The sequence below is a fragment of the Pseudomonas sp. MPC6 genome (assembly GCF_006094435.1).
In the GTDB taxonomy this organism is placed as follows: Bacteria; Pseudomonadota; Gammaproteobacteria; order Pseudomonadales; family Pseudomonadaceae; genus Aquipseudomonas.
The window spans coordinates 4,128,471-4,145,149 of record NZ_CP034783.1 but is presented as its reverse complement, the minus strand read 5'-3'; the positions used below and the strand labels follow the sequence as shown (position 1 = coordinate 4,145,149).

The 16,679-nt window shown below is 62.4% G+C and carries 10 protein-coding genes and 1 pseudogene; all 11 read right to left on the bottom strand.

Annotation, left to right across the window (positions count from 1 at the left end; all coding sequences use genetic code 11):
• Positions 1-281: 281 nt before the first annotated feature.
• Positions 282-1,370 carry a type VI secretion system protein TssA gene (tssA, locus tag ELQ88_RS21055; protein ID WP_138967509.1) on the bottom strand — a complete coding sequence of 363 codons (1,089 nt, stop codon included), beginning with the start codon at positions 1,368-1,370 and terminating at the stop codon, positions 282-284.
• Between the two features lie 94 nt (positions 1,371-1,464).
• Positions 1,465-1,983 (bottom strand): type VI secretion system tube protein Hcp, encoded by a 519-nt coding sequence (locus ELQ88_RS21050; protein WP_064677225.1) that lies wholly within the window; start codon positions 1,981-1,983, stop codon positions 1,465-1,467.
• A 160-nt stretch (positions 1,984-2,143) separates the two neighbouring features.
• Positions 2,144-4,639: a type VI secretion system membrane subunit TssM gene (gene tssM / locus ELQ88_RS21045; RefSeq protein WP_138967507.1), complete on the bottom strand. Its 2,496-nt coding sequence runs from the start codon at positions 4,637-4,639 to the stop codon at positions 2,144-2,146.
• On the bottom strand, positions 4,636-5,562 hold the full coding sequence (gene tagF / locus ELQ88_RS21040) for a type VI secretion system-associated protein TagF (protein ID WP_138967505.1): 927 nt from the start codon (positions 5,560-5,562) through the stop codon (positions 4,636-4,638). Before tagF ends, tssM begins: the two co-directional genes overlap by 4 nt.
• Positions 5,563-5,593: 31 nt before the next feature.
• Positions 5,594-9,478 carry a type VI secretion protein IcmF/TssM N-terminal domain-containing protein gene (locus ELQ88_RS21035; RefSeq protein WP_138967503.1) on the bottom strand — a complete coding sequence of 1,295 codons (3,885 nt, stop codon included), beginning with the start codon at positions 9,476-9,478 and terminating at the stop codon, positions 5,594-5,596.
• Between the two features lie 30 nt (positions 9,479-9,508).
• Positions 9,509-10,237: a type IVB secretion system protein IcmH/DotU gene (gene icmH, locus ELQ88_RS21030; protein WP_128871104.1), complete on the bottom strand. Its 729-nt coding sequence runs from the start codon at positions 10,235-10,237 to the stop codon at positions 9,509-9,511.
• Entirely contained in the window at positions 10,234-11,577 is a 1,344-nt protein-coding gene (tssK, locus tag ELQ88_RS21025) for a type VI secretion system baseplate subunit TssK (protein WP_138967501.1), read from the bottom strand. The genes icmH and tssK overlap by 4 nt, the downstream gene beginning before the upstream one ends.
• A complete protein-coding gene (gene tssJ, locus ELQ88_RS21020; RefSeq protein WP_128871106.1) occupies positions 11,570-12,349 on the bottom strand; it encodes a type VI secretion system lipoprotein TssJ in 780 nt (259 codons plus the stop codon). Before tssJ ends, tssK begins: the two co-directional genes overlap by 8 nt.
• Before the next feature lie 23 nt (positions 12,350-12,372).
• The gene (gene tssH, locus ELQ88_RS21015) at positions 12,373-14,976 is read right to left on the bottom strand and encodes a type VI secretion system ATPase TssH (RefSeq protein ID WP_138967499.1); all 2,604 of its coding nucleotides are present in this window, start codon (positions 14,974-14,976) and stop codon (positions 12,373-12,375) included.
• Positions 14,973-16,043 carry a type VI secretion system baseplate subunit TssG gene (gene tssG, locus ELQ88_RS21010; RefSeq protein WP_138967497.1) on the bottom strand — a complete coding sequence of 357 codons (1,071 nt, stop codon included), beginning with the start codon at positions 16,041-16,043 and terminating at the stop codon, positions 14,973-14,975. Before tssG ends, tssH begins: the two co-directional genes overlap by 4 nt.
• Positions 16,007-16,579, bottom strand: a pseudogene (locus ELQ88_RS21005) (type VI secretion system baseplate subunit TssF); the annotation flags it as partial. The gene tssG and the pseudogene ELQ88_RS21005, both read right to left, overlap by 37 nt.
• Positions 16,580-16,679 lie beyond the last annotated feature (100 nt).

Here is a 16,679-nt window from a genome sequence, read left to right as displayed (position 1 = left end):
TCTCCTACAGGGGATTTTCAGTGAACAAGAAATCGGTGAACACCAGCGATCCCGTGTAGGAGCCGGCTTGCCGGCGAAGACGGTGGCACATTCAGCAGAGGTGTTGGCTGACAGGCCGCTTTCGCTGGCAAGCCAGCTCCTACAGGGGATTTTCAGTGAACAAGAAATCGGTGAACACCAGCGATCCCTTGTAGGAGCCGGCTTGCCGGCGAAGACGGTGGCACATTCAATAGAGGTGTTGGCTGGCAGACCGCTATCGCGAGCAAGTCGGAGGCGGTGAATCAGGACTTCGACTCTTTGGTCCCCAGCACATCGCGAATGCTGTCCACCACATTGCTGTCCTTGATCACATCGTTCAGCCACCCCTCGAGCGGCATGTTGCCCCATTTGATTGCGCGTTCGATCAGGTAGGGGACGGGGCTCTGGGGTTCGGTCTGTTTGAAGAACTGGGCGATGCCCGCCAGCTGGGTGAAGGCCTCGTCGCGGGTCAGCGGTGTGGTGCGCAGCGGCGTGGCCGAAAGGTCTTGGGGCTGGGTCATGGCAGGACCTGCAGGTTGTTCAGCAGCGTTTTCAGGGGCGGCCGCAACGGCCACGGCCGGGTGCAGTTCGATGCCCCGATCCTTGAGCAGTTTCTCGACCAGTTGCCCGGCGCGGAACAGGATGTCATTGAGCCCGGCGAAACTGGGCGCTTCGGCGCCGAAGTGGTGGTCCGCGGTGCTCTGCAGCTGCTGGCAGGCTTTCAGGCTGGCGGCGATTTCGGCGGCCTTGAGACGCAGATAGTCCGAGTCGGTCAATACCACCGAACGCTGGAAAATCTCCGCGTTGATCTTGCCTTCGTCGAGGGCGGCCCGCATGGCCTGGGGGTTCTGCAGCGCCAGGTTTTCCACATGCCTGGACTCGTCATAACGCAGCAAACCGTATTGCTGCCCCTGGGTAATCGGCAGCGCGCCGACAATGTCCGCCAGCGAGGTTTTCATCCACGCCAGCCGTGCGGCGCGTTCATCGACGCCGTCCTCGAGGGACGGGAACAAGTCCGCCCAGAAGGCCTGCAGAATGCGCTCGGCCAGGGTCAGGCCGAAGGTGATGCCGACGAAGTGGTAGCGGTGCGCCAGGCCCTCGCTGAGCCAGGCGACCAGCATCAGGTCCTTGCTCTGTCGAGCCAGGCCTTGGGCAGCCAGGGTGATGGTCAGGTCCCAATCCGAGGATTTCAGATCGGTCTGCCAATCACCCTGGGTCAGGTAATCGGGGTCTGCTCGACGCGCTTCCTTCACCTGATCGAACAAGGTGGAAAAGCTCAAGTCTTCGCCGCTTCCCTCATTGATGGGCGCTGTCAGGTCGGCCAGCGAAAGGTCGTTGAGAAATTCAGACATAGGCAACTCTGGTCAAGATAAAAGAACACCGTGCCTGATCGCCAGGCACGGTGCCGAACACGGACCGCTTGCGCGGCCCGCCATCGCTGCAGACTTAAGCGAAAACCTTGTTGGCCGTGCGATCCCAACCGCCGGTCACGTTGCCGCCGCCCTGGCCATCGGCCCGGCTCTGCTGGGTGTAGGTGGTCTTGATGCGGGCGAAGTTGAAGCTGATTTCCTCGATCGGCAAGTCGCTGACCGATTTGTCTTCACCGCCTTGACTGCCACCGGCAACGGCCTTGACCGAAGAAACCACCACTTCTTCCAGGTTGATGGTCAGGTAGGTGACCTTGTCGCCGCCGGCGCGGTTGACGTTCAGCTGGATCTTGGCGATGTGCGTGCCTTTGCAGCAGGCTTCGAACAGTTTGGCAGAAGCCTTGTCCACGGCCTTGCGGATGCTGAAGTCGCTCAACGCCACACGCTCCGACGAAGCGCCGCCCGAAGAACTGGCCGTCGCGGAAGTTGCCTGGGTTGCGCTGAACTCGTAGCCCAGCACTTCGATCCAGTCCTTGTGCTTGTCGTCCAGCACTTCACCTGGAATGCCTTCGATCTGGATATATGCGTCAAATGCCATTTTTAATTGCTCCTTACCTTCATTTAAGGACTGACCTGCGAACAGGTCACGAACCCTTCGTTTTAACCTCTTTGAAACGATCAACAGAGGTGTGTTACCGGCCTGGGCCTTTGCGTCGAGACGACCCGGGCACCGGTGTTTCTGCAAGCGCGAGACGCTCTCAGTTGAGCGCCCGCACTTCGATTTCTACCCGCCGGTTCGGCTCCAGGCACTGGATCAGCCGGGCCCGGGGCTGCTGCATGTCGCATTTGACCAGGGGCCGGGTGCTGCCTTCGCCGATGGCTTCGACCAACTCGCCGGGCACGCCTTTGCCCACCAGGTAGGTCTTGATGGTCTGCGCGCGCTGTCTGGACACCTGCATATTGCCCTGTGGGTCGCCCAGTTGATCGGCATGCCCGGCGATGATGATCTTGCCGATGTCAGGGGTGCTCAACAGCTTGCCGGCGATCGCGCTGAGCTGGCCCTGGCCTTCGGTTTTCAGGCTCTGGAAATCGGCGCGGCCAAAGGCGAACAAGGTGTCCGACTCCAGGGTGATGGTCTCGATCGAGCGCAGCGACTGGGTCAGCAGACTGTTGATGTAATTGCGCGAACTGGACGTCAGGAACGCGTTGTCGAGGATCCGCGGCACGTCTTCCTCGTGGATCTGGTCGCTGTAGAAATTGATCTGCCGGCTGGCAAACTCGTAATCCAGATTCGCGCCCGAGCCGTCATTGCCGGCACCGATGGTCTTTCCTGTCTGGCGGGCGATCGCCGGGTACCAGTAGTCCGGGATCTTTGCCTTCAGGAACCCAGGGTCAGCCTTTTCGCGCTGCGCACGGGAGAGCATGACGTAGGTGTCCAGCGTCGTCTTGCCGAAGGCCGCGATCGACTGGGCCCGGTTGTCGCTCGGCAAGGCCTTGGGTTCGACGCTGTCGATGCCGGTCACGGGCAGCAGTTCCTTGCTGTTGCGCTGATACACCTTGAGGGTGGTCAGCAGGTACAGCGAGCGGGTCAGGTTGTCGGCCGTCGGCTTGAGCATCACGCTTTCCAGCCGGGCGAAATACCGGCTGCGCAGCAGCGGCTCGACCTTGTAGCCCTGGTACAGCCCCAGACGCATGCGCAGTGGCACACCCTGGTCGTGATGTTGCGCGTAGTAATGGGCGGTCCAGAAGCGCATGCGGTCCAGGGTTTGCCACTCGGTGTATTGACCCGTCGCCGCCGCATCAGTGGCGGCCGCCTGGGCCAGTTCCGTCGAGATCGCCTGCACCGTGTTTCTGTTGTTCACATAAGACCAGCCCAACAGTCCACACAGCAGCAGCGCCAACAGGCCGGCGCCGCCAATCCAGGCGGCTTTGCGCCGACGTTCGCGATGATTGGTGGTGTACAACGCCACCAGGTGCTGGTCAGGGATGATGACCTTGCGAAACAGGCTGCTGATGAACAACGGGCGCGCTTGCGCGGTGCCGCTGGCGAGCGCCTGGTCAGAACCCAGGGAGAAACGCTCGGTGACCTGGCGGGTGTGCCCGCCCAGTTCCGGCTGGTCGGCATCCAGGGCGCTGGTGAAATAGAAGCCGCGCAGCAGTTCGGCTTTTTGATACGGGTTGGCGCGCAACAGCGCATCGACGAACAGCTGGAGCCGCGGTTTCAGTGCTGCCAGTTCCAGCGGGAAGCGATACACCGCCGAATCCTGGCGGGTGATCTGAATGTCCTGCAGGACCAACTGCTGGCTCGCCACCTGTTGCCAATAGCTGACCAGCTCGTCCATCGCCACGCCGAACTGCCGGCCCCAGTCGGCCTGCTCATAACCTTTATGGGGGAATGTCTTGCCCATGACTTCGCCCCGGGCAACGTCATCCAGTTGGCGATAGAAGGGGGCGAATCCCGGCACCAGGTCGCACTTGGTGAACACCAGGTAGACCGGCAGGCGCACTTCCAGCAGCGCATGGGTTTCCTGGATGCGCTCGCGCAGGCGCTTGGCAATCCGCTCCTGGTCCTCGAGCGAGGCTTGCAGAATGTCATGGATGCTGACGGTGACGATCAAGCCATTGAGCGGCCGGCGCTGGCGGTGCTGGCGCAGCAGCTGGAGGAAGGCGCGCCATTTGCCGGCTTCCTCCTGGTTGTTCATGTAGCGACCGGCGGTATCCAGCAGCACGGCCTCGGAGCTGAAAAACCAGTCGCAGTTGCGAGTGCCACCCAGGCCCGCCACGCGTGCACCTTCGCGCTCGGCATAAGGAAAGTTGAGGCCCGATTGATAAAGCATCGTGCTTTTGCCCGCGGCCGGCTGGCCGATCACCAGGTACCAGGGCAGGGCATACAAGGCATCCTTGGGATTGCCGCCCCGGGGCTTGTTGCTGTGCAGGCGCTCGATGCTCTGCAACAGGCGCTCGCGCAACAGGCTGACTTCCTCGCGGTCCGCCGGGCTGGCGTTCAGCACTGCCTGGTCGGCATCCTCGCGCAGCAGCCCTTCGAGATTGTGGTGCCGCGACACCCCGCGATACAGCAGCAGCACGTAGCCGCAGGCGAGCAGCAGGAACACGCCGATGCCCGTCAGCAGGCTGTTCAACGAGCTGAAGTCAAACGCGCGCCCGATGCCCCACACCAGGAAGATCGTGAGGAAAAACACCACCCCCAGAATGTAGGGTTGGTAGCGCAAGCAGTAATACTTGATCTTGTTCATACGGACTTCGAATCCAGGGCAGCGACAAAACGGTCGATGACGTCATCAAGAGGGCGATCGATTTCGGGAAAAACGCCGGCAGGGTGGTGCTCGTCAAACGCCTCGAATGACCCCAGCACGTCATAGCTTTGCGAGCGCTCGGCGGTGCCGGTCAGCACGCGATAGGCGTCGCTGGTGGTGCGCGAGGCGAAGCAGATCAGCCGGGGACGCATGAAGTCGTCCGCCAGCAGGCTGATCTGCGGCACGGCGTTGCCGGGTGTCATGCGCGTCAACCAGGTGACCCACAAATCGGCGGTCGGATTTTTCAACCCGCGCTCCGCCGGCAAGGGCAGGGCGATACCGATCGGCGTCCCGTGGTGCAGATGCCGGTTCAAGGCCTGCAAGCGGGTGAGCACCGCGCTGGTGACGAACTCCGGGTAGGCGCCTTCCAGCGCGGTGGCGATGTCGCGCAGGTTGAAGTTCACCAGGAACTTGTCGTGCACGCGCCGGAACAATTCGAAGTCCTGGCCCTGCAAGGGGCGCAAGGCCTTGATGCGTTCGAACAGCACCGAGGTGCTTTCGCCCTGGGCGGCCATGTGCAACAAGGGCCGGATCTGCCCGCTGAACAGCTCGCCGAGGGTGAAAGGGTTGACCAAGGGCCCGGCTTCGCTGGCTTTTACCGTCTGGAAAATGAAAAACGGGTAGCGGCGCTGGCTTGAATCCCTTGAACTGATCAGCCCGCCCAGCAGCCAGTTGCCGCTGCGGGCGCGATAGCAGAAGAAGCACAGCGGCAAGCCATCGAACAGTTCCCGCCAGTCCTCAAGAGGTTGCAGGGTGGCCAATGCGCCTTGCAGCCAGGCATCGAACTCACAGACGTCGTCGGCCGCGCCGTGCAGGCTGACGAAGTCCGGGCTCGCGGGGACCTTGCCGAAACAGCCGATCATCGGCCGGGTCCCTGATTGCAAACGCGCGTGCTCACTGGGTCCGTCCGCCTGTCGAGTTGAGTGCGCTCAGAGCCTTGACGTTGGCCAGGTCGGTCAGCTTGACGCCACCGTAATTGCGCACGGTGAGGCTGACCTGGCCACTGGCGGTGTTCCAGCTGAAACGTTGCTGGATACCGTCCAGGTCACTGACCCGGGCACTGTCATTCATGCGCAACAGGCCCCAGCGACCCGGGTAATCGAACACGGTGATGCGCTCGCCGGTCAGGGTGACCACGTCCATGCGCGCACCGGGTGCGGTGGTGGTGCCCGGCCAGGAGAAGCGGCTCCAGCTGGTCTTGCCGTTGCGGTAATGCTGCACCTGGCCATCGAGGCTAAAGATGATGTCGGTGAAGTGGGCCGAAGGCTCGAGCATGATCTCGAAGCCGTTTTCCCGGTCCGACAGGCTGGCGATCACCTGGCCCAGGGAGCTGGCCTTGTCGATGCTGTTGACCATGCTCGGGTTGACCAGTGGCGTGGCCTTGCTGGCGCTGCTCATGCCCAGGCCTTCGCCGCCGGACAAGTTACCGATTTCGTTGCGCTTGAAGTTCGGCAGCAGGCCGGACTCCGGGTCGACAAAACGCTGCAGGTCCTTGACCGAGGCTTCGTTGCGACTGCCCGCCGCGATCGGGTAACGGTGCGCCATCACCTGTTCCCAGGGCTTGGCGATCTGTTGCGCCCAGGCCTTGGCGATCTGCTCGCCGGCCGGATCGCGCAGGGTTTCCCAGGCAAACTGGATCGGCAGGCTGAACAGACCTTGCAGCGAGGTGGACAGGCCGCCCTGGCTGGTGTCGACGGTAGTCTCGACATAGTTGCGCACGCTGGTGACTTCGCTCGGCTGGCCTTCCAGGGTCTCGCTGATCAGTTGCTTGCTGCTTTTGCCGACGTCTTGCGAGCGCTGGATGTTGTTCATCCGCACCTTGAGCTTGCGCAACGCCGCCAGGTAGCGATCCATGATGGTGCTGTCGGCACCCTCGGCGTTCTGCACCGCGAACACTCGAGACACCGGCTCGAAGCGCTTGGCCAGGCTGCCGTCATCCACGGCGGGCAGCGGCGAAATCAGCGCGTTAGCCGAGGTGTCCTGGCCATCGAAGATACCGGTGACCTTGCCCCAGAACCCGTCATCGCGCTTGATCCCCGGTTGCAGTGTTTCACGGGGTGCAGGTACATCCCATTGGGTGTTGTCGTTGACCGCCGCCAGCAGGTTTTTCACCGGCGAGTTCTGCACGTCGCTGAGCAGCGACAGTTGTTGGGTCGCGTTGGCCATGTCGGTGAAATGGCGCACGCCGACACTGTCGATGAAGCCATACCAGGCCTGGGTGTAGTCGCGCTTGTAGCGGGTCATGAACTCACGGATGAAGTTGGCTTTCTGCACCAGGCTGTCGCCGCCTTCGCCGTCGAGCACCCAGTCCGATTCGTTGCGCAGGTTGCCCGACACCAGCTTGATCAGCTCAGGTTTGACGAACTGCTCCCAGCCCTGGCGGGTGAAAATCGCCGGCACCGCTTCGGTGCCGTACAACAGCTGACGCCCCGGCAACGGCACCAGATCGCTCAGGCCCAGGGCCGGAAACTGGCGGCTGGACTCCAATTGCAGGCGCAAATATTCGCGATCCACCAGCGAGCTGGAAATCATGAATGACTTCAGGCTATTGCGGGTTTCGCTGATCAACTGCTCGTTGCGAGGCAAAGACGGCGCCTGGCCGTTCTTGAGCAGTTGCACGTAGACCGGCGAGTTGTCCGCTATGACGTCAGCGCTGACCGGTTTGTCGGCACTGGCGGTACTGGCCCAGGCCACCGGCAACGCCGCCCCGACGAATTCCGGCTCGGGATGCGCATCGGGCTGGGTCAGCATCAGGTACAGCTTCAGCGCGTTATAGGATTCGATGATGGACTCGACCTGGCGCTCGTCCAGCCGGCCCAGCATTTCCTCGGACAACGAGAGCCCACCGGTGGTCGCCGACAGATCGGCAGCGTCGCTCGCCGTGGCCGGATTGCGCAGCGCGGTCATGGCCTCTGCGCGAGCATTGCTGGCGGCACCCTTGGCGGCACCGCTCAAACGGTTGCTGACATCACCGGCGCTGCGCGGCACGCTGCTCAAGCGGGTCGGCAATTTCAGCCCTTGGGCACGGGCCTTGGCGGAGGGGCTACCGGCCTTGGCGGACGCGGGCGCAAAGTTGTTCTGCGGGTCCATGGTTTTGGCGAATTCGTTGAACGCGCGCATCTGCAATTGCAGGTGCAGGGCCACCGGTTCCAGCGCCTGGGTGCGCAGTTGCTGCAAATAGGCATTCTGGGCGAGGAGGTAGATGTCCTCACCCCGATAAAGGCCGGCGCCGAGTTGCAGCGGCACGCCTTGGGCACGGTATTTTTCGATGGCGGCGAGTTGATCGCGCAGCAATTCCAGGCCCTGGCCCGAAGCGAGCAACTGGGCGCGGTCCGGTGATTGCTGCAGCGCGGTCAGTTGCTCGCGCAACGCGTCCAGCCACTGGCGGTTGTTCTGGAATGACAGGGTTTGCCAGCCAATGAACACCAGCCCGGCCAGCACCGCCACACCCAGCACGGCGGGGCTGAAGGATTTGTTTTGGCCGAAACGCGACTGATAGAGCGTCAGGTCGCGGTCCGGGAAAATCACCCGGCGGAAGGTATCGGTAATGAAATAGCTGCGATCGCTGGTTTTCTTGCCGCTGCCGGACGCGTGCGGCGCGTGCTCGGGTTGTGGCTGCAGCGCGAACGACTCGGCGAGGTCATCTTCATAGACCTGGCTCAGCTGCTGATCGGTCTGCAGGGCGCTGGTGAAATACAGGCCGCGCAACAACAGCGGCGTTCCTGCCTGCCCGGTGTGGGCGAAGTGCTGGAGGAACTGTTCCAGCACCACCGACAGTTCGGAAAAGTAGTTCGGGAAGTTCAGCAGCGCGCTGTTGGCATCCGCCCCCAACGCAATCATCTGTGCGTCGACATGCCGGCGGATATGACTGTGCAGGTTGGCCAGCTTGGCATCCAGCACCGGGCGCAGACCCTGGTTGCGGATTTCCGACAGGCCGAAGGTCATGCCCAGCGGTTGCTGGCGTTCATTGAGGTCCAGGCCTTCGAATGCCTGGCTGAAGCCCGGCAGTTGGTCGGTCTTGCTCAGCATCAGGTAGATCGGCGGGTTGGCGTCCAGGCAGTCGGTGTATTCCTCGATGCGCGACACCAGTTGCGCGGCGAGTTCGTGGCGCTCGGCTGCGCTGGCCGCCAGCAACTCGGGCAGGCTGACCACCAGCACCAGGCCATTGACTGCCGCCTTGTTGCGTTGTTTTTTCAGCATCCGCAGGAACGCGGCGAATTCGCTGGCGGACTGGTCGTCGCGCAGGTAACGGCCGGCCGTGTCGATCATCACGGCCTCGGGGCTGAAGTACCAGTCGCAGTGTTGAGTGCCGCTCTGGGTGTCATTGGCGCTGTTGGCGATGCTCGCGGACAGGCCGGAACGGGTCAGCAACGACGTCTTGCCGGCGCCGGACATGCCGATGACCAGGTACCACGGCAGGTCATACAGCGCCGACGAGCCACCGCCACCGGCCGAGCGATCGGTGCGCAGCATCGCGATGGCGTGCTTGAGGCGTTCGCTCAGCACTTGCTGGTCGCGGAACTCACCGGTGGACTTGAGCGATCGATCGACTTCGATCTGCACCAGATGCTCAAGGTTGTGTTCCGCACGGATCCGCTTGTACTGACGCAGCACAATGATCAGCAAATAGAAGGCGCTGATGATCGCCATCGCCTCCAGCGCATAGCCGCGCAACCAGCTGACGTGCGGCGCGACGAACCAGCACACCGCCAGGCTTGCCAGCCACAACACGGGGATGACCAACCAAAAACTTTTCAACAAACGCAATAATGTCTTCATGTCTTCCTGACTCGATTACCTGACCTGTGCTCAGGCACTGAACAGCTGGCTGATTTGTTCGGACAACGCGGCGACGTCCTTGGCCAACAGCCAGTCCAGCGTCAGGTAAACCCCCACGCAGACCAGCGCAATCAGCGCCAGGTAGAGCCAGACGGGCACTTCATGGCGCAGCATCTGCGAGACCTGGTCGGGCAGGGCCCAATCGGGCGACAGCGCCTTGGGCGTCTTGCGGTAACGCGCGATGTCCTGGCCCAGGGTGTTGGCCAGGTAGCGCAACTGGTCTTTCTGGCCGAGGCTGAACTTGCCTTCGAAACCCAGCGCCAGGCACAGGTGGTACACCTCGAGCACGTCCAGGTTCTGCTTGACGTCGCTGCGCAACGAATCGATTTTCTCGAAGAAGCCTTCGCCGGCCAGGTGCACGCCGAAATAGCGGAACTGCAACGGCTGCAGTTCGAAGTGACTGCGCAACGGGTTATCGACAGCCCCCGGGACGCCGGAGCGCAACACGCTTTCGTCGAGGAACGCACACAGGGCGTATTGCGTGTCCTTCACTTGTTCGACGCTGTAGTTGGCGCTGCGGGCTTCGCGTTCCAGGGTCGAAAAGAAGGCATCGATGCTCGCCTCGAAAGCGCTGACCGAGGTCACTTGCCGGCCTTTGCGCACGATCAGCGCCATGCTGATGAAGTCTTGCACCAGGTCTTTCATCAGCGGTTTTTCGCTGGCGGTCGCCACGGCGCCTTGCATTACGGCTTCAGTCATTTGAGTACCGCCATCAGTTCAAGCTTGAGATTGGTAAAGGCGCTGGGCGCGTAGAACGAGATGGCCTGGGCACTCATCATGCGTTCGTACACCCGGCCATGGGGCTCGATGGAGAAGTAGTGATTGTCCAGGCGCACCGGAATCGCATTGGGCAAGCGGCTCGCGTGATTGAGCGTGACCCCGGGCATGGCGCTGTTGACCACCACTTCAATGTCTTCGGGCGAACCGACCTTGAACGCGCGCGGCACCAGTTCCAGCAGGCTGGAACCCGGCATGTCGGCGTGCACGGAAATATAGAAATCGGCCTCGGCCAGGCGCGGGTCGAGCAACTGTCCCTGCCAGTACGACGGCTTGGTCTGGGTCAGGTTGATCACCACGCACTGGTTAGGCACCACGTTGTCGAGCAGCACCCGAATCATCTCGTCGAGCTTGACCAGCGAGGCCGCCGGGTCGTGATGGTCATACTCGGGGATGTCGTTGAGCTGGGTGTCCAGGGAAAACGTCAGCAGGCCGCCCGCGAGCTCCGCCAGAAACAGATACAGGCGCTCGGGGTGCAGGCGCGGGTGGGCAAGCAGGTGCGCCAGGCCCGGGTGTGCCCGGTTCACCGTGTTCAACAGCCAGAACAGGGTCACATCGCTGGAGCCGAATTCGGTAATCTGGTCCGCGCGTTCGCGACGACGGCCCGACAGCGCCTTGCTCTTGGATTGCAAGGCACCGAGCAAGCGTTTGCCAAGCCCGATCAGGGTTTCGTGGGTGCCGACATGCAGGGTCGGGTGCACGAAGTGCGCGTCGAGGTTGAACCCCCCGATGTTATTGCGCGACAGCCGGGCGATCGGGCACCAGCTGTAGCCATCCAGGTTGTCGCCGTCGATCAGCATCACCACGTTCAGGCGCAGGCTGGTGATTTCGTTCTCGAGGTCGCCTTCGTTGAGGTCCGGCAAGGTGTCGAACTGCTTGCGAAAACGCCGTGCGCTTTTTTGTTCCTGGCCGTCTTCGACATAATTCATGCCGAAGGGCTCAGGCAGTTTCAGCGCGGCGTAGACCTTCAGGTCGTTGCTCTTGAGCAAGTCTTTCAAGTCACGGGCCGCCGGCAGCGGGTCATGCTGCGGCGCGTCATACAAGCTGCCGTCGGGAAACACCAGTTTCAGCCGTTTGAGCTGCAAGGAGCCGGTGGCGAGGGCTTCTTCATCGACCTGCAGCATCTGCACGCCCCAATGGAAGGGCGTGCTGCGCAGCGTCGATTCCGCCAGCTGATGCTGGTGGAACTCATCCTGGTATTGGAAATGTTGTGGCAAAAGGAACATGCCTTCCGACCACATCACCCGGCTTTGCTTACTCATGAACGCCTTCCAGTAAAGAGTTTAATTTCGACTCCGTCGCCTGTTGCGCGGAGCTGGTGGCCGTGTCTTCGGCCTGTTGCACGACCGCGTCCTGGACGCGCTGGGTGAGGCTGCCTTCAGTTGGCTGGTCGGCCTGGGCGGTAGCCTGTGAAAGCGGCGCAGACGCCTTGGCGAGCTGCGCTTCGGTCTTGGGTTTGTTCAGTACGTCGACGCCGCCCATGGCGGAGACGGTGTTGTTGTCCACCAGCACCCGCAGGCCATCGGAGGAAAACCAGATGCCTTCCTTGCGCAGCGATTCGGCGTCAAAGGCGACCTTCCAGCGGCTGTTTTCTTCCGAGCGGAAAAAAGCGGCGACCCCGACATAGCCCGCGGCCTTGTTCAAAGGCCACTTGTCGACTTGTCCCATGCCCGGCAGCAGGGTGATTTCGCGGTTTTCCAGCAGCGTGTTGCCCAGGGCCTTTTGCGGGTCGTCCCACAGGGTGTCGGCGTCGATCGAGGAAAAGCGCTCCAGCGAAGTCAGCTGGTACACGCGAATCACCACCGACAGCGGTTTGCCGGACTCGTCGGGATTGAGCTGATTGCCGCCGTCGGAGGTCAGGATGACCTTCTCGTTGTCGTCGAACAGCATGTCGCCGGCCCAGGTATCGTCGACCCGCTTGCCGACACGGTCGGTGACGCCACAGGCGGTCAGTGCCATCATCATTGCCACCGCGACCAGGCACTTTGCCAATGCTGGCTGCGCTGCACGCTTCCCTGTCTGTCTGTTATCCATCACGGTTACCTGTAAGTGCTCGATCAGCTCAGGCGACAGGCGAAATCGCCGTCGCTGTCCATCTCGATGTGCAAACTCTGAATCGGTGTGTCCTGTGCCATTCGCTCCAGCACCTGCTGGGCCAGTTCCGGCATCAGGGTCTTGGACAGAATGTTGTCGATGTTGCGCGCGCCGCTGTCGACTTCGGTGCAGCGTGCGGCAATGGCCTTGACCAGCGCGGCGTCGTAGCTCAGTGCGGCTTGATGGTTACGCTCGAAGCGCTGGCGGATGCGCTCGAGCTTGAGCGCGACGATGCGCTCCAGGATCGCGTCCTTGACCGGGTAGTAGGGGACGACGGTCAGGCGGCCGAGGAACGCCGGCTTGAACACCTGGTTCAACTCCTCGCGCAAGCCTTCGACGATTTCATCCGGCGTCGGCTGCTGCCCGGCATTCAGGCACGCCTGCATGATGTGCTCGGTGCCGGTGTTGGACGTGAGAATGATCACGGTGTTGCGGAAGTTGATCTCGCGGCCTTCGCCGTCATCCAGCACGCCTTTATCGAATACCTGGAAGAACAGTTCGAGCACATCCGGGTGGGCTTTTTCCACTTCATCCAGCAGCACCACGCTATACGGTTTGCGCCGCACGGCTTCGGTCAGCACGCCGCCTTCGCCGTAGCCGACGTAACCCGGTGGCGAGCCCTTGAGGCTCGATACCGTATGGGCTTCCTGGTACTCGGACATATTGATGGTGATCAGGTTACGCTCGCCGCCGTACAGGGTGTCGGCCAGGGCCAGGGCGGTTTCGGTCTTGCCGACGCCACTCGGGCCGAGCAGCAGGAACACGCCGATCGGTTTGTTCGGGTCTTCCATGCGCGCGCGGGACACCTTGATGCGCTTGCCGATTTCCTGCAGTGCGTGGTCCTGTCCGAGCACGCGTTCACCCAACAGGGCGGGCAGGCGCTGGACGGTGTCGATCTCGTCGCGCAGCATCTTGCCCAGGGGGATGCCGGTCCAGCCGGAGATCACTTCACCGATGGTGCCGCCATCCACCAGGGCGTGCACCAGCGGTTGTTCGCCCTGGACGCTGGCCAGTTCGGCACGTACGGCGGCAATCTCGCGCACATCGGGCGCCTGGTTGTCCGGATGGCTGAGCGCGCCGAGCTTTTCCACCAGTTCCAGCTCGCGCTGCCACTGTTGTTCCAGGGTTTCGCGGGTCTGCTGCCCGGCCTGCAATTCGGTCTGCAAGGCGGCCAGGCGCCGGGCATGGTCGCTGCCTTTGGCCGCTTCCTGCTGCAGCACCGCGATTTCTGCCTGGAGGTTGTCGAGGGTTTTTTTGCAGTCTTCCAGCGGCCCCGGCTGCGCCGATTGGCCCAGGGCGACACGGGCGCAGGCGGTGTCCAGCACGCTGACGGCCTTGTCCGGCAACTGGCGCCCGGTGATGTAGCGATTGGACAGGCGCACGGCCTGCACCAGCGCTTCGTCCATCACCGTGACCTTGTGGTGATCCTGCATCTTGCCCAGCAGGCCGCGCAGCATGTGGATCGCCTTGTCTTCGTCCGGCTCCTCGACCTTGACCACCTGGAAGCGCCGGGCCAACGCGGCGTCTTTCTCGAAGTACTTCTTGTACTCGGCCCAGGTAGTCGCGGCGATGGTGCGCAGTTCGCCCCGGGCCAGGGCCGGCTTGAGCAGGTTGGCGGCATCGTTCTGCCCGGCCTGGCCACCCGAGCCGATCAAGGTGTGCGCTTCGTCGATGAACAGAATGATCGGGTGCAGGCTGCGCTTGGTTTCCTCGATGACCGACTTGAGGCGGTTTTCAAACTCGCCCTTGACCCCGGCACCGGCCTGCAGCAAGCCCAGGTCGAGGGTGTGGATGGCGACGTCTTTAAGCACCGACGGCACGTCACCCTGGATGATGCGCAGCGCCAGGCCTTCGACCACGGCGGTTTTACCCACGCCGGCTTCACCGGTCAGGATCGGATTGTTCTGGCGACGACGGGTCAGGATGTCGACCATCTGCCGCACCTCGAACTCGCGGCCGAGCACCGGATCGATCCGGCCTTCGCGGGCGCTTTGCGTCAGGTTGATGGTGTACTGATCGAGGGCCGGGGTCTTGCCGTTGCCTTTGACCGTGCCGCGGGCCGTGACGTCCGCACCGGCCAGGGGCTTGGCCTGTTGCGATTCGGCGCTGCCTTCGACCAGCGCGCCGAGGTTGACCCGCAGGTCGTCGGCATTGATTTTTTCCAGCTCGGGGGCGGAGGCGATCACCACCCGGCGCAGCTCGTTGTCATCCAGCAACGCCTGCAACAGATAACCGGTGCGAATCTGCCCCTGGCCGAATTCGATGGAGGCCAGCACCCAAGCCTGCTCGATCATCCGCGTGATGTGCGGCGACAGTGCCGGGGTGCGGGTATTGCCTTTCTTGAACGTGCCCAGCGCGGTCAGCAACTGCGCCTGCAGGCGCTCGGGCACCACGTCGTAGTGACGCAGGATGGCCGGCAGGTCGTTGTCGTGGCTGTCCAGCAACTGCAACAACAGGTGCTCGATCTCGACGTCGTAGTGCTGTTCCGACAGGCACAGCGCCGCGGCGCTTTCGGTGGCGGTGCGGCTGGTGTCGTTCAACTTGGCAAACAGGGACTTCAGGTTCACAGGGAGACCCCATCGAATGGAATGTGGAAGAGGGCGCAACGGGATGGTTCCACGTCGACGCCCGGGCGTTTGAGCCAGCCCAGCCAGCCCAGTGACACATTGCCCTGGCGACCGAGGCGGGCCACGGGGACGGCTGCGGGCTTGAGCCTGGGCGCCAACTGGAAGTCCAGTTCGGCGCCGACGTAGAAGCGCACCAGTTCCACCAGTTTCTGGTAGTCCACGGTGCCGGGCTGGAAGCGTTGATAGTCGACCAGGTCCAGCGGGCCGATCTCGATGCGCACGCAGGATTGATAGTCCCAGACCCGGTTGCCGGCCACGGCGCTTTGCCCGAGCACGGCGTTCTTGCGACCCAACTGCGTGCACTGGCCGGCATCGAGTTTCAGCCAGCGGCCGGCAAACGGCTTGACCTTGAACGGCAGCGAAAAATAGAAACCCAGCATCGCTTCGAGGTTCATCGCATTGCGTGGCTTCTGGGCGAACAGGCCGGAGAAATAGCTGAACAATTCGCGCCGCAGCGGTGAGCCTTGCCTGTCGAATTTCTGCTTCTGCGCCTCCGGCCCGAAGCCCACCAGGTTGAGCAGGTAGCGATCGAAATCCGAGGTGCCGTTGCGCTCGTACTCGATGTAGAACTTGTATTTCTGCCAGGCCTCGTAAAACAGCGTGGTCATGCGGTGCGAGAAAATATCGAGGAACGCATGGGCCGCGTCATCCCGGTACTGGATGTGCCGCTCGATCAACAGCTCGGTGTAGGGGCGCGGCAGCACACCCGAAGGCCCGACCAGGCCCATGAACGTGACCTGCACTTCGGACAGCGGCAGACCGGCCGCGGACACCTTGCCCTCACGCTCGAACTGCAGGTCGCTGACTTCACTGGCGGGGAAGTTGAGCGACAGCTGCGAGCGAAAACGCAAAGGGTCTTCGTGCGGTCGAGTGTCCAGGTCCATGCGCCCGGTTCTGCTGTAATGCAGGCGGAGCAAGCGTACCAATTGGAAAAACTCGAATCGGTGCGGCTCAGCCCGTGCCTGGTCGATCAGACCAGGGGTTGATCGCCGGTTCGTGGTGGCCATTGGACGACTCTCTTTTCGCGCTGCAAGGTGCGAAGGGTTAATTGGGTAAAACTGTTCATGCTGCAGTACTGGCCAAAGAAGTGGTCCAGCACCATGCCGAACAAAAACACACCGCTGCCGGTGTATTGGCTTTCATCGAAATTGAGGGTGATGCCGACCCCGCGCACGAAGTTCGGGCGCGGGTGGCCGATACGCGCCACCACCGGTTCGCTGCTCAGCGAAACGATGCCGTTGATCTGCTTGCGGATCGCCGAGACGTTGCGGTAGTTGTAGAGCGACAACAGCTCCAGCAGCACGTCGCGCCCCCGGGACACCAGGGACATATGGTTGAGCGACAGGTGCGAGATCAGGCGCCAGATCACCCCGTTGCCCAAGGGCACGCGGGCCGTTGCGGTGGGTTTGCGCAAGCAGCGGATGTCGTTGATCACCGAGTTGCCGGGAATATTGAAATCGCCGCGCTCGCCACCGAACGGCAGCATCAAAGGTAAATCGCGGTTGCTGCAGGTCAGGCGGATGCTCAACGTATCGTTGCTCGAACCCTGATGAATTCATAAGTGCTGCTCTGCTGCTCCGCGAGCTCCTGCAGAAGCTGAAGTCCGCCACTAATGTATCGGTTGAAGCGCTGCAAGCCCTGCA